The 14,596-nt window shown below is 41.6% G+C and carries 14 protein-coding genes; 5 read left to right on the top strand and 9 right to left on the bottom strand.

Going from position 1 to position 14,596, the window contains the following annotated elements; genetic code table 11:
* Positions 1–18: 18 nt before the first annotated feature.
* Positions 19–741 (top strand): hypothetical protein, encoded by a 723-nt coding sequence (locus BWP33_RS04945; protein WP_002641659.1) that lies wholly within the window; start codon positions 19–21, stop codon positions 739–741.
* A gap of 65 nt (positions 742–806) precedes the next feature.
* A complete protein-coding gene (locus tag BWP33_RS04940; protein WP_002641156.1) occupies positions 807–1,562 on the top strand; it encodes an IS5 family transposase in 756 nt (251 codons plus the stop codon).
* Between the two features lie 107 nt (positions 1,563–1,669).
* Here BWP33_RS04940 and BWP33_RS04935 read toward each other — a convergent pair whose 3' ends face one another.
* Entirely contained in the window at positions 1,670–2,548 is an 879-nt protein-coding gene (locus BWP33_RS04935) for a DNA adenine methylase (protein WP_002641662.1), read from the bottom strand.
* 92 nt (positions 2,549–2,640) lie between these two features.
* Here BWP33_RS04935 and BWP33_RS04930 point away from each other — a divergent pair, with 92 nt between their 5' ends.
* Positions 2,641–2,838, top strand: a complete 198-nt coding sequence (locus BWP33_RS04930; protein WP_002641663.1) for a hypothetical protein — start codon at positions 2,641–2,643, stop codon at positions 2,836–2,838.
* A 113-nt stretch (positions 2,839–2,951) separates the two neighbouring features.
* Here BWP33_RS04930 and BWP33_RS04925 read toward each other — a convergent pair whose 3' ends face one another.
* Complete coding sequence (locus BWP33_RS04925) at positions 2,952–5,009, bottom strand: M3 family metallopeptidase (protein WP_211206388.1); 2,058 nt, start codon at positions 5,007–5,009, stop codon at positions 2,952–2,954.
* Between the two features lie 77 nt (positions 5,010–5,086).
* On the bottom strand, positions 5,087–6,148 hold the full coding sequence (locus BWP33_RS04920) for a pseudouridine synthase (RefSeq protein ID WP_002641665.1): 1,062 nt from the start codon (positions 6,146–6,148) through the stop codon (positions 5,087–5,089).
* A 382-nt stretch (positions 6,149–6,530) separates the two neighbouring features.
* Here BWP33_RS04920 and pnp point away from each other — a divergent pair, with 382 nt between their 5' ends.
* A complete protein-coding gene (gene pnp, locus BWP33_RS04915) occupies positions 6,531–8,642 on the top strand; it encodes a polyribonucleotide nucleotidyltransferase (RefSeq protein ID WP_002641666.1) in 2,112 nt (703 codons plus the stop codon).
* 40 nt (positions 8,643–8,682) lie between these two features.
* Entirely contained in the window at positions 8,683–8,805 is a 123-nt protein-coding gene (locus BWP33_RS13135; protein ID WP_002641667.1) for a hypothetical protein, read from the top strand.
* Here BWP33_RS13135 and BWP33_RS04910 read toward each other — a convergent pair.
* The 6 genes from BWP33_RS04910 to panB all read right to left on the bottom strand — a co-directional run bounded on the left by BWP33_RS04910 (position 8,802) and on the right by panB (position 14,547).
* On the bottom strand, positions 8,802–9,296 hold the full coding sequence (locus BWP33_RS04910; RefSeq protein ID WP_002641668.1) for a dihydrofolate reductase: 495 nt from the start codon (positions 9,294–9,296) through the stop codon (positions 8,802–8,804). The two genes, BWP33_RS13135 and BWP33_RS04910, sit on opposite strands and share 4 nt — an antisense overlap.
* Positions 9,297–9,369: 73 nt before the next feature.
* Complete coding sequence (gene rpoZ, locus BWP33_RS04905; protein WP_002641669.1) at positions 9,370–9,576, bottom strand: DNA-directed RNA polymerase subunit omega; 207 nt, start codon at positions 9,574–9,576, stop codon at positions 9,370–9,372.
* A 46-nt stretch (positions 9,577–9,622) separates the two neighbouring features.
* Positions 9,623–10,240, bottom strand: coding sequence for a guanylate kinase (gene gmk, locus BWP33_RS04900; RefSeq protein ID WP_002641670.1), 618 nt, complete (start codon positions 10,238–10,240; stop codon positions 9,623–9,625).
* On the bottom strand, positions 10,237–12,435 hold the full coding sequence (yccS, locus tag BWP33_RS04895; protein ID WP_002641671.1) for a YccS family putative transporter: 2,199 nt from the start codon (positions 12,433–12,435) through the stop codon (positions 10,237–10,239). Before yccS ends, gmk begins: the two co-directional genes overlap by 4 nt.
* Before the next feature lie 48 nt (positions 12,436–12,483).
* Positions 12,484–13,731, bottom strand: a complete 1,248-nt coding sequence (locus BWP33_RS04890) for a glutamate-5-semialdehyde dehydrogenase (RefSeq protein WP_002641672.1) — start codon at positions 13,729–13,731, stop codon at positions 12,484–12,486.
* Positions 13,732–13,755: 24 nt separating this feature from the next.
* Complete coding sequence (panB, locus tag BWP33_RS04885) at positions 13,756–14,547, bottom strand: 3-methyl-2-oxobutanoate hydroxymethyltransferase (protein WP_002641673.1); 792 nt, start codon at positions 14,545–14,547, stop codon at positions 13,756–13,758.
* Positions 14,548–14,596 lie beyond the last annotated feature (49 nt).

Genomic DNA, 14,596 nt, shown 5'->3' with positions numbered 1-14,596 from the left:
AAATAGTTAGAAAAAAATATGCCAAATAATAATGTTATTAATGATGAATTAATTGAATTTTGTCATTTGTATAATTTACCTATTCAACATTTAGGTAAAATTTTGCGAGACCCAAAAGTTATTCCAATGATTAGGGGAAAAGCCTTTGAATTTTCCGTTTGCGATAGGCTAGAAAATTTATTGGATAATGAAACATGGGAAGTTCAGAAACCATTTATTAACCCACAATTAGGCAGTCATGATGAAGATGTTTCTATTACCCATAGAAATACAGGAACAAAATTCACGATTGAATGTAAATTATCCGCCAAAGGTGAATTTAAAAAACTAGCTAACGGTTACTCAATTAAGGTTAAGTGTATGCGTAGCCGTACACTAGGGACTACTCAAGTAGAAAGATTGGCTCCAGTATTAGGGGTTACACCACAAAGTTTAAGCGTACATAACGACCAATATCGCCCACAAGATTTTAATTTTGTGATTACATCATTAGCAAATGCGTTTTATGAAACCGACGAAAATGGTATTTTTGTTTGGCAGCCAAATGAGCAAGGTCAAATCTTTTTAGCGACAAAATATGGCGAAAATTTAAGCAATGAAGAATATCAAGATAGAGCCTTTGCAGATATGTATATTGCTCGTTCTCAAGATATTGCCATTACTACAGAAAATAATATTCAATGTACCCGTCGCCAATGTACCACGCCCACAAATTGTGGTTTTATTCCTAGGGGCTATTGACAATTCAAAAAAAGAGGCAAAGGATTTAAGATATTGTTTCCACGCAACCATCCCAAACCTTTGCCATGTCCCGAAACACGCTTACAAATGAAACATGGTCAAGACTGTTGCCTATTTTGAAACAGCTTGGCATTTATCGCAAGAAAAATTTACGCAAAACAGTAGAAGGTATCCTATTTCGCTTACGTACAGGCTGCCAATGGGCTGATATACCTAGTTATTTTGGTAAAGCAAACAGCCTTTACCAAAGTTTCAATCGCTGGTCTAAACGCGGTATTTTTACCCGATTATTCAAACATTTGGTAGATACACCCGATATGGAATGGGTCTTTATGGACGGTAGCCATATCCGCGTTCATCAACACGGTATGGGTAAACAATCCATTACGCATCAAGCTGTTGGTAAGAGTATCGGTGGTCATACGTCTAAAATTCATTTAGCGGTTGATGCTTGTGGTAATCCAATTGAATTTATCATTACAGCTGGTAATGTAAATGATATTGTTGTTGCGCCTGATTTATTGGCACAATTGGATTTAAGTGATAATGAAACCGTGTGTGCTGATAGGGGTTTTGACAGTGATACTTTTCGTCGGTTAATTCAGTCTAAACAAAGTAAAGCCAATATTCCATATAAGAAAAATAGAGAACATCTTAATGTGGGCACAGATTGGTATTTATATAAAATCAGGCACTTGGTAGAAAACGCTTTTGCACGATTAAAGCATTTTCGTGCGCTGGCAACACGGTACGATAAATTAAAACGTAATTATGAAAGTACTGTATCATTAGCTTGTGCTTTGATTTGGTTGAAATTATAGCTAAAATGTCATTAGCCCCTAATTATCCACAAATTATTTTTGATGAAGATATGAGCGTGATACAAGGTAACTGGTTTCACATTAGTGAGATTGAACAATTATTAGAATTAGGCGAAAACTAATTCTAAATTACCATTGAAATTTAATTCATTTTGAATAGCAAAATCATAATTGGTAATAAAAATTTCTTTGCCTTTATAGCGATTTGTTTTTTGTCCTTCTTTAGTTTTGTATTTAGTTTGGTCGTCTGTTCTATTGATTGTATAGTTCCATTCTTTATCTACAATCGTATGTGCCCACTGGTACAACTCTCTAATTTCCAATGAATTATCATAGGTAATTAGAAATTTTAATCTATGGCGATTGCGTAATAAACATTGTTGCAATCTTAAATGGTCATCATGACAAAATGAATAAGTGTAAAATTTATCTTGGTCGGCGTTAAAATAAGGGGGATCAATAAAAAGAAAAGCATTATCAGGGGCTTGGTCTATAATTTTTTCAAAATCAATATTGAAAAATTGAACATCTTGTAATTTAAGTGATGTACGCAAAATGTTTCTTCCCCAATTTTCAGGTCGCATACTGTATTTATCACCATATCCCCAATAACAATTTTTTGGGTTCATGATGCCTGAATACGATGTACGATTGAGATAGTACCAACGTCCTGCTCTCTCCAAGTCATTACTTGGTTTAAATTCATTTTTATACCAAGCATGACGTTCTTTTAATGCTTGTTCATCTTTTAAAAATTCTACCAATTCATTTGGTTTATCTCTAATCATGAGATAGGTATTAATTAAATCAGGGTCAATATCATTGAGAATATTTTTTTGAACTTTATTTTTAGCAAAGAAAATTGACCCACCACCCACAAACGGTTCAATGTAGCAATTATGATTAGGAATACATTCTAAAATCAATTTTCTTGCATAAAATTTACCGCCTGCATAGCGAAATGGGGAGTTAATAGCTTTATTCATATTGAATGCCTTTAAAATAAAATTGTATTATATCAAGTGAAAAATATTGTAACCATGTTTTACGAAAGTGTCAAACATTTAAAGGTAAGTATATGAAATATCATATTATGTCCATATCTGATTTTGCAAGATATAAAAAAACCAGTCGTCAAACAGTCTATAATAATTTAGACAATTTAACGACTGATAATAGCTTTGGAACTTTAAAAATTGTTATGGATAACAAAGCTGAAGAATGGCAACCAAGAGAACAATATCGTCCTAAAAATTTGAAATCTGATAATAGTTAGATTATTTTTCAGGCAGCCCGATAAAATTTTCAGGCTGCCTGAATCCGATTCGCTGTAAATCAGCATATCAAACACGGAGCTTTAGAAGCCCAATGATTTGGGAGATTGACTGCTTATGCAATCTCAACATCAAATCCTGAATGTCGTAACAATGCATCAATCTTCGGTTCACGTCCACGAAATGCTTTAAACGATTCTGCCGCGCTTCGAGAACCACCTACCGCTAAAATCTCATTCCAGAATTTTGCGCCTGTGGTTTTGACATCACCGCTTTCTTCAAATGCTGCGTAAGCATCTGCCGATAACACTTCAGCCCAAGCGTAACTGTAATAGCCAGCCGAGTAGCCACCTGCAAAAATATGCCCGAAACTGTTGGCGAAACGGTTGTATTCAGGCGGTTGCACGACCGCAACTTCTGCGCGAACTTTCTGTAACACTTCCGCCCAATTTTTCAGGCTGCTTTCGTTGCTTTCGCTGTAAATCAACATATCAAACAGTGCAAATTCCATTTGGCGCACCAAAAACATACCACGTTGGAAATTTTTTGCTGCCAACATTTTGTTAAACAAACTTTCAGGCAGCGTTTCGCCTGAATCTTCATGTTCAGACATTTCACGCAATACATTGTATTCCCAAACAAAATTCTCCATAAATTGACTGGGTAATTCCACTGCGTCCCATTCCACACCATTGATGCCACTCACGCCCAATTCGTCCACGCGTGTCAATAAATGGTGCAAACCGTGTCCCATTTCATGAAACAGCGTAATGATTTCATCGTGCGACAAACGTGCTTCTTTGCCCGCCACAGGTGGCGTGAAATTGCATACCAAATATGCAGTGGGTGTTTGAATTTCTGATTTTTTTTCACCTGATAAAAAGCGTCTGCGCCCGCGATAATCATTCATCCATGCACCACCGCGTTTGCCTTCGCGTGCATACAAATCCATGTACACCGCGCCGATGATTGCACCGTCTTTTTCTAATTCAAAATAGCGCACGTCTTCGTGCCATACGGAGACTTTTTTCTCCATCAAATTCACACCATACAACTTATTGATTTGCGAAAATAATCCTGATAACACTTTGCTGGCAGGGAAATATTTTTTAACTTCGGTTTCAGAAAATGCGTATTTGGCTTCGCGTAATTTTTCGCTGGCATACGCCAAATCCCACGATTGGATTTCAGGCAGCCCTAAGTTTTTCGCGGCAAATTCGCGTACCTCTGCCAAATCTTTTTGGGCAAATGGTTTGGCGCGTTGAGCTAAATCACGTAAAAAATTCAATACTTGTTTAGGTGTTTCCGCCATTTTGGTTACGAGCGACAATTCAGCATAATTTTGGTAGCCCAATAATTTGGCTTCTGCAAGTGCGATTTCTAATGTGCGGTTGATGATGGCGGTGTTGTCCCATTCGGCCTTACCCAATTCGCTAGCACGTGTGGCGTAGGCGTGGTACACCTGTTCGCGCAATTCGCGGTTGTCGGCGTAGGTCATCACGGCGATGTAGTGTGGCATTTGCAAGCCTACTTTGTAGCCTGATTTGCCTTCTGCTTGCGCGGCTGCCTGAAACATTCCAAGCGCATCTTCAGGAATACCTTTCAGGCTGCCTGAAAGCGCATCTTCATCAAAATAAAGCGCAAATGCGTCTGTTGCGTCCAACACATTTTGCGAAAATTGTGCGGATAATTGTGCGGATTCGGTTTGCAATTGGGCAAATTCTGCTTGTTGTTCGGGTGGTAATTCTGCGCCACTCAACACAAAATCGCGTAAATCATTTGCCAATTTGGTTTGTTGTGCTGCGTCCAATTTAGCAAATTCAGGCGAATTTTTAATGGCTTTGAAACGTTCGTATAATTCAATATCTTGTCCGATTTCCGTGAAAAATACGGTTACTTCGGGCATCAATTCGTTGTAAACCGCGCGAAGTTCGGGCGTGTCTACCACCGAATTTAAATGCGCCACCACGCCCCAAATGCGCCCAACTTTTTCAGTAATATCGGTTAATTTTTCTACCGTGTTGCGCCAAGTGATTTCAGATTGTGTTTTGATTTGCGCGATTTGTTCACGGGCTTGGGCGATGGCGGTTTGTAGGGCAGGTTTGATGTCGTCCACGCGAATATCGTTGAAACGTGGCTCGTGGTCTAAATTCAATAAAATATTGGTCATGATTGGTTTCCATTGTTGAGAAATATTTTTGTTAAATGGGGCAGATTATTGGGAAAACAAGTTTTCAGGCTGCCTGCTAATTATTGCCTGCGCTTACGTTCCCCTGGTAACAACATATCAGCCCATTTCATAATATTTGCCACTTCCATTGGATTGAGTTCATAAAATTGACCGCGTTTCAAACGATTGGGCAACCCGATTGGCCCAAAACCCACACGCACCAAACGGCTGACCGTCAACCCTTGACTTTCAAATAAACGGCGTACTTCGCGGTTGCGGCCTTCTTTGATGATAACGTTGTACCATTTGTTTACGCCCTCGCCGCCTTGCTCGTAAATGCGTTCCACTTTTGCCAAACCGTCTTCCAGCATCACGCCCTCACTCAAAGCGTTTAATTGTTCAGGGGTCAATTCACCCAACACGCGTACCGCGTATTCGCGTTCTACCTCAAAACTTGGGTGCGCAAAACGCTGCACCAATTCGCCCGAAGTCGTCAAAATCAACAAACCACTTGTATTGATGTCCAGTCGCCCAATCGCCACCCAACGCGAACTTGCTGCCTGTGGCAAACGATCAAAAATGCTGATTCGTCCTTGTGGGTCATCGCGGCTGACGATTTCGCCTTCTTGTTTGTAATACAAAATAATGCGCGGTAAACGATCCGCCCATTTTAATTTAATCGCGTTGCCCTTAATGGTAACTTGGTCGTTGGGCGTGATTTTTTCGCCGAGTCGCGCTACGTGTCCATTGACTTGCACCCAACCATTGTTAATCCACTCCTCCATTTCGCGGCGCGAACCGACTCCCGATGCAGCCAGCACTTTTTGTAGGCGTTCAGGCTGAATTCGTGATAAATCGGTGCGTTTTTCTTTCAATTGTTGGACATGTTGTTGAATTTTTTGATTTGGCGCACGCACAACTAATTTACGCGCTTTGCTGGTACGATTTTTGGGTGTATTGTTATTTTTTTCTTTTGGCTCAATTTGTTGATTTGCATGATGCGCTAAACGAGATGATTCAATGACATGGGATTCAGGACGTTTTTTCTTGTTCAGGCTGCCTGAAAATGATTTTTTAGGTTTGACTTTTTTGCTGATGCCATCGCGGAATTCGCGTTTGGATTTGGGTTGATTTTTACTCATAAATGGATTCTCCGTAACCATTTGTTTTCAGGCAGCCTGAAAACAAATTTGTTCTTCTGTGGCAATTGCGACAGGGTTTAAAAAACAGGATTTTACCTGATAAATCTACCTTTTTTGAATTATTTGAATAAATTTAAAATACGACAAGGCAATCACGTCCACCGCATTCAAACCATTTTTGTCGTGCACAATTAGGCAACCTGAATACAATGATGTTTGTGAATGTGTTTCATTAGACGCGTAGTCCTGTTAAAATTCACATCTTTATCAACCAACCTTGTCCGTCTGAAACCCTAACCATGCACATTTTGCGTTTAATTCAGTGTGCATCATTAGTGTTTTAGCGGCGGGTTTTTCTATTAAGACTCAATTAGGATTCAATATGTTTAATAAACACGTTAAGACATTCCGATATGGTAATCAACAAGTTACACTGGAAACAGGTGAAATCGCACGTCAAGCGGCGGCGGCTGTGAAAGTGTCTATGGGTGATACTGTTGTATTGGTGGCGGTTACAACCAATAAAGACGTGAAAGAAGGTCAAGACTTTTTCCCTTTAACCGTAGATTATTTTGAACGTACTTACGCCGCAGGTAAAATTCCTGGCGGTTTCTTCAAACGTGAAAGCAAACAAAGCGAAAAAGAAATTTTAACCAGTCGCTTAATTGATCGTCCAATTCGTCCATTGTTCCCTGAAGGTTTTTATCACGATATTCAAATTGTGGCGATGGTGATTTCGTGCGACCCTGAAATTGATAGTGATATTCCTGCGATGATTGGCGCATCTGCGGCATTGGTGTTGAGTGGTGTGCCATTTGCGGGCCCGATTGGTGCGGCGCGTGTGGGCTACATCAACGACACTTATGTTTTGAATCCAACCAAACACCAAATGCACCGTTCTCAATTGGATTTGGTTGTGGCAGGTACAGAATCTGCGGTGTTAATGGTTGAATCTGAAGCCAATATTTTGCCTGAAGATGTGATGTTGGGCGCGGTGGTGTATGGTCATGAACAAATGCAAACCGTGATTGCCGCCATCAACGAATTAGCCAGCATGGTTAATCCAGAATTGTGGGACTGGAAAGCCCCCGAAACCAACAACGATTTAGTCGCTAAAATCAAAGATATTTCAGGCAGCCTGATTGCTGAAGCATTCAAAATTCGCTCTAAACAAGCACGTTCTGCCAAATTGGATGAAGCATGGGCTGCTGTTGAAGCTGCATTGATTACCGAAGAAACCGATACATTAGCTAAAAACGAAATCAAAGGCATTTTCAAACATTTAGAAGCAGAAGTGGTACGCGGTCAAATTTTGGCAGGACAACCACGCATTGACGGACGAGACACACGCACCGTTCGCCCAATCAATATTCAAACCAATGTGTTACCACGCACGCACGGCTCTGCTTTATTCACACGCGGCGAAACACAAGCGTTGGCAGTGGCAACTTTGGGTACATCTCGCGATGAACAAATTATTGATGCGTTGAGTGGCGAATACACTGATCGCTTTATGTTGCACTACAATTTCCCACCGTACTCAACTGGCGAAGTCGGTCGCGTGGGCGCACCCAAACGCCGCGAAATTGGACACGGTCGTTTGGCAAAACGTGCTTTGGTTGCAGTATTGCCTAAACCCGAAGATTTCAACTACACCATGCGCGTGGTTTCTGAAATTACCGAATCCAATGGCTCATCTTCCATGGCATCTGTTTGCGGTGGTTGCTTAAGCTTATTGTCGGCTGGTGTACCATTGAAAGCGCACGTTGCTGGCGTGGCAATGGGTTTGATTTTGGAAGACAATAAGTTTGCCGTATTGACCGACATTTTGGGCGATGAAGACCATTTAGGCGACATGGATTTCAAAGTGGCAGGAACAACAGAAGGCGTTACTGCTTTACAAATGGACATTAAAATTCAAGGTATTACCAAAGAAATTATGCAAATCGCGTTGGCACAAGCCAAAGAAGCACGTTTGCATATTTTGACGCAAATGCAAGCCGCCGTAGAAGGTCCGCAAGAATTGTCGCAACACGCGCCACGTTTGTATACCATGAAAATTAACCCTGATAAAATCCGTGAAGTCATCGGTAAAGGAGGGGAAACCATTCGTGCCATTACCGCTGAAACCAACACTGAAATCAACATCGCTGATGATGGCGTGGTAACCATTGCTGCCACAACCGCCGAAGCGGGTGAAGCCGCTAAAGCGCGTATTGAAATGATTACGGCTGAAGTGGAAGTCGGAAAAGTATATGAAGGTCAAGTGGTTAAGTTGCTAGACAATAATGTTGGTGCAATTGTTACCATTATGCCAGGGAAAGACGGTTTGGTGCATATCAGCCAAATCACTCACGAGCGTGTGAAAAATGTGAGTGATTATCTGCAAGTGGGTCAAACCGTGACAGTGAAAGCATTGGAAGTAGATGAGCGCGGTCGTGTGCGTTTGTCTATGAAAGCTTTGCTGGAACAACCCGAACAACAAGCAGAATAATTTGATTTTTCAATCAAAATAACTTCAGGCAGCCTGAAAGATGATTTTCAGGCTGCCTGAAGTTTTTGCGTTATCTTATTCATTTGGTGTGATGGCATTTCGTTTAGTGCCATATTTTACCAATGATAATCAACATATTATGGCAGTGTTGGGATTGGATTAAATTCGCACATAATGCACAAAATCAAACGCCACACCATTGATACTTTGATGCGATTGACGCGACATTTCTTGCCATTGAGTCAAGCTGAATTCTGGAAAAAATACCGTTCCTTGTGGTGATAATTTGATTTCCGTCAAACGCAAATCCGTGGCAAAAGGCAATGCCAACGCATAAATCTGCCCCCCTCCCATCACAATCACTTCAGGTTCATCAGCGCACGCATCAAAGGCAGCCTGAAGACTGGTAAACACTTCCGCTCCCGATAACGCCACTGGTTCAAAGTCAATCACCATATTGCGGCGATTGGGCAAAGGTTTGCGCGGTAAACTTTCCCAAGTATTGCGTCCCATAATCACGGGTTTGTGAGAAGTATATTGTTTAAAAAAAGCAAAATCTTCGGGAATATGCCATGGAATGTCATTATTCATACCAATTACGCGATTTTCTGCCAATGCTGCAACCAAAGTAATTTTTTGTTGTTGTATATTCATTATCCGTTTACCAAAGGATTCAGGCTGCCTTAATTGCATTCAATACAAAAAAGGCAGCCTGAAAAAAGAGGATTTATTTATTACGCGCCAAAATTTCTGCACCAATTTGTCCTGCAGCAATTTCCCGTAATGCGGTTACAGTTGCTTTGTTGTTGCGGACATCGTCAATCAAAGGCGACGTGCCATTTTCCAATTGGCGCGCACGGCGTGCCGCCGCCAAAGTCAAATCAAAATGATTGGGAATTTTGCTGATGCAATCTTCTACAGTAATACGAGACATTTTGTTTCTTTCTTCAGTCAAAAAATAAAATAATGCTGGACGGATTCTACTGATTTTTTAAAATTTTTTCAATGGTTTCCATTTGTAAAGGCTGCCTGAAACGTTGTGAACGAATAATGCTCAACAAATGATTTTCGGTTTCTACCAAATCATTGTTGACCACAATATAATCAAATTCAATGGCTTGTTGAATTTCATGACGCGCTTCGTTGAGTCGGCGCACAATCACATCTTCGCTATCGGTTTTGCGTTTACGCAGGCGTTCTTCCAGCACCGCAAGCGATGGTGGCAGAATGAAAATGCTAATGGCATTGGGTAAGGCTTGGCGAATTTGCGTTGCACCTTGCACATCAATTTCCAAAATCACATCAACACCTTTGTTAATTAATTCACGGACTTCCAACATACTTGTGCCATAATAATTGCCAAATACTTGCGCGTGTTCCAAAAACACCCCGTCTCCGACCAATTGCATAAATTTTTCAGGCGAAACAAAGTAATACTGTTTACCATGCTGTTCTCCTTCGCGTGGTGGGCGCGTGGTGTGTGATACCGCAACGCGAATCGTGTCATAATGATGCGTCAGGCGCGATACCAACGTGGTTTTGCCTGTTCCAGATGCGGCAGAAATAATGAAAATATTGCCAATATGTTGTGCATTCATAGGATTACTTTCTGTAAAGAAGAATGTGTATTTTCAGGCTGCCTGAAAGTATGGTGCAACGCTTGATAATAATGTGGCAATAAATTGCTAATTGCACTCATTTGTTGCCATAAAATCTGATTTTGTTCGTGGTGATTGGGCGAAAATAATTGCGACAATCGGGTTAAATTTTCTTGAATAGGCGTATAGGCAGCCTGAAAATCATCATATGACAAATCTGCTAATTTTTCCAATAAATTGATGATTTGATGGCTGATTATATTAAATTGTTGTAAAAATTCACTATTATCGCGCACCATTTTATCACGATACGCCCCCAACGCCGCAATATGGCTAATCAAAGAATAATGCGTATTGAGCAAAGAAAATCCTGTTTGGACGCGTTCGCCGTGTTTATTGGGTTCGCTTGCCAAGTCCGACACGATACTGGACAATGTGGCAGCTTGGTCGTAACTGTTTCGCCGTGCTAAACGGTATTGTACATCATCACTAATTCCTTGTTCTAATTCATTTAATACGGCAGATAAATAACCAGCATTGCTGTGTACAGCAGATACTGCGATGCGCTCCAGCGAAACATATTTCCAATCAGGCCACAAATGGTAAACCGCCACGCCCGCAATGCCTGCGCCAATAATCGTGTCCAAAAGTCGTGCCCAGAAAAAATGTGCAATGTCTAATCCAATAATGGAAAATCCCGTTAATGCTTGAATAGTAATGAAAAAAGTGGAAAATCGGTATTTGTGGGTACGGAAAAAGAAAAACAGCACGGTCGCCAAACTCGCTACCACCAATTTATCCGCCAGCCCCACACTCAACAACGGCAAAGTTGAACCAACCAGTACGCCACCAGCCGTACCGATAATTCGTTCAATAACACGGCTTTGTGTCGTGGAGTAGTTGGGTTGACAGACGAAAACCGCCGTTAGCAAAATCCAAAATCCTGCACTCAAATCATTTTGATTCAAACCCAGCGCGTGAATCAATTGAATCACAATCACACACACAAACGCTACCATCGCCATGCGCACCGCATGACGAAAAATCGATGATTTAACCGTGAAATGTTGTTTCAGGCTGCCTGAAACATGCCGCCAATTATTTTGTTCGGGTGCATAAATGCGTGTTTTGTCAGAATGTATTGCATAATCATCAAGTTGTGGATTGGCAAGATGCGAAAGCTGATACGTTACACAGCTCACATTGTCCAATAATCGGCGAATGGATTGCATATCAATATTTTGATTTTTCTCCGAATAATATTTTAATGATTGATATGCGCCCGATGTGGCACGATTGATTTTTTCATCAATCATATATTCATGATTATTGCGTAAGGCTTGTGCCACATCACGACACGCATGGGCTTGTTGTGTAAGTAACCATCTAATTCTAAAAATGAAATCAGTGTGTTCCATTTCTCGCGCAAACGTTTGATAATCCACATGACTGGAGCTAATGCGTTCATGAATATCTTGTGCAACAAAATAATAATGCAGCATTCGCGCCGTGCGTGGATGGCGATGTTGTCCGCGCATTCGGTAAAATAACGCGCTGCGACATTGATTAAATGTTTGACTTACTTGACTATTTAACATTGCCAATTGCGTTTGCTGTTGTGCCAATTGGTCAATTTCATCGGGATTAAAAAACTCGGCTTTCGCATTCAAATAACGCGCCAAACTGTCATACGCATTCGCCATATTCTCCTGTACAGGGCGGTGCGGAAAGGCAACGTGTATCAATACCGCCAATGCACTGTAAACCAAAGTTCCCAATAAAATCATAATGGTATTCAAATACCAAGCTGCGTGTGGATTATGGGTCAGTGTGGTATAAATCGCCACCGCCAACGTGCCAAATGCAATCGTCCGAAACCGTACACCAGCCGCCCCCACATAAGTGAACACAAACGCCAACACAGTAAATGTCAGCGTCAAGCCCACTGCGCTGTGAAACGCCATTTGCACCGACAAAGACGATATCGCAAACGTCAACAACGTAAACAGCAAATTTTTTAATTTTCCAGTTAAACCGTTGTCCAAATCCACCAATCCGCCTGCAATAATGCCCAGCATCAATGCAGGCGCGGCGTTGTTGTCGTTCGTGAAGTACACCCACAGCGAAATCAGTGTACAGCTTAGGAAAACAGGTAATGTATTGATTAATTTAGTATCTATTACAGGAGTTTTCATAATAATAAATAAACAAAATAATAAATATTCAGGCTGCCTGAAAACAAATTAGCGGATTTGACCATCGCCTAACACCACCCATTTTTGTGAGGTCAAACCATGCAAACCCACAGGACCTCGTACATGAATTTTATCGGTAGAAATACCGATTTCAGCACCCAAACCATATTCAAAACCATCAGCAAAACGCGTGGACGCATTGACCATGACACTTGCACTGTCTACTAAGCGCAAAAATTGGTTTGCACGCGTGTAATTTTCGGTGATGATGCTGTCGGTGTGATGACTACCATATTGATTAATATGTGAAACTGCCGCACCAAAATCATCTACAATCTTAATTGACAAAATCAACGCCAAATATTCGGTTGCCCAATCTTCTTCGCAGGCTGCCTGAATATCGGGCAAAATTTCGCGCGTACGCTCGCAGCCACGCATTTCCACGTTTTTCTCGGCTAATTTTGCCGCAATGTTAGGCAATAACTCTGCCGCACGATTTTGATGAATCAGCAGCGTTTCTACTGTGTTACACGTACCGCAACGCGATGTTTTGGCGTTGAACACAATATTAATTGCTTTGTTGCTGTCGGCGGACTCGTCCACATAAATGTGGCAAATGCCGTCCAAATGCTTAATCACAGGCACACGCGCTTGCTCGGTAACTCGTGCCACCAAATTTTTGCCACCACGTGGAATAATCACATCAATTAAATCAACTGCTTGCAGCATTGCACCTACACTTTCGCGGTCAGTATTTTCTACAAAACATACTGCATTTTCAGGCAGTTTAGCTTCTTTTAACGCCTGTTTAATTAATTTTGCTAACGCCATATTGCTGCTAAAAGCTTCACTGCCCCCACGCAATATGCAGGCATTGCCCGATTTTAAACACAATGCCGCTGCGTCAATGGTTACATTTGGACGTGCTTCGTAAATCATGCCAATGACGCCAAGCGGTACGCGCATTTTACCGATGCGTAACCCATTGGGGCGCAAACGAAATTCGTCCATTTCACCAATCGGATCAGGCAAAGCAGCGATTTGTTGTAAACCGTCAATCATGTTTTTCAGGCTGCCTGAACTGATTTTCAAACGGTCAATCATGGCATCTGATAAATTTTTTTGTTTTGCTAATTCAATATCTTGTGCATTGGCAGCCAGCAGAGCAGATTCATGTTCGCCAATCAATTCAGCTAAACGCAACAGAGCGAAATTTTTGGCTGCGCTGTCGGCGTTTGCCAATTCGTAAAAGGCGGCTTTGGCTTGTTGCGCGATTTGGGTAATGTAGTTTTGCATGATTTTATCCTGTGATTGGATTGATTAATCACCAAATGTGAATTCAGCACTTGGAAAACTTTTGTCTTTCACGGCGTGAACGTAACTTTCTACAGCAGCCTGAATACTGGTTTGTCCGTCCATAAAGTTTTTCACAAATTTCGCGGTTTTGCCATTGAAAACGCCCAACATATCATGCATTACCAAAACTTGCCCATCAGTATCTACCCCAGCACCAATGCCAATTGTGGGACATTTTACCGATTCTGTAATCTGTCGAGCCAATTCATTGGGAACGCATTCCATTAAAATCATTGCAGCACCTGCACGCTCATGGGCGTGTGCATCTGCCAATATTGCGGCGGCGGCATCACCACGCCCTTGTACTTTGTAGCCGCCAAACACATTCACATATTGTGGCGTCAAACCGATATGGGCACAAACGGGAATGGCACGTTCTTGCAAAAATTGGGTGGTTTGTGCCATAACTGCTCCGCCTTCTAATTTGACCATGTGTGCGCCTGCTGCCATTAATTTGGCTGCTGCTTCAAATGCTTGCTCTTTGCTTTTTTGGTATGCGCCAAATGGCAAATCCGCCACAATCATGGCGTGGGTGTTGCCACGCGACACGGCGGCGGTGTGGTAGCACATTTCGTCCAGCGTAACGGGTAGCGTAGACGATTTGCCTTGTACCGCCATACCCAGTGAATCGCCAATCAACAGCATATCCACGCCAGCACGATTCATCAACGCTGCAAAACTGGCATCGTAGCAAGTGAGCATGGCAATTTTGTCACCGTTGGTTTTCATATTTCGCAATGTATTGATATTAATCATTTTATTCTCTTTCAAGTCAATTAAAAAAATTTCAGGCTGCTTATTGTAC

The sequence above is a fragment of the Simonsiella muelleri ATCC 29453 genome (genome assembly GCF_002951835.1).
GTDB classification, from domain to species: Bacteria; Pseudomonadota; Gammaproteobacteria; order Burkholderiales; family Neisseriaceae; genus Simonsiella; species Simonsiella muelleri.
The sequence above is the reverse complement of the archived record's forward strand: the minus strand, read 5'-3'. Positions and strand labels throughout refer to the sequence as shown.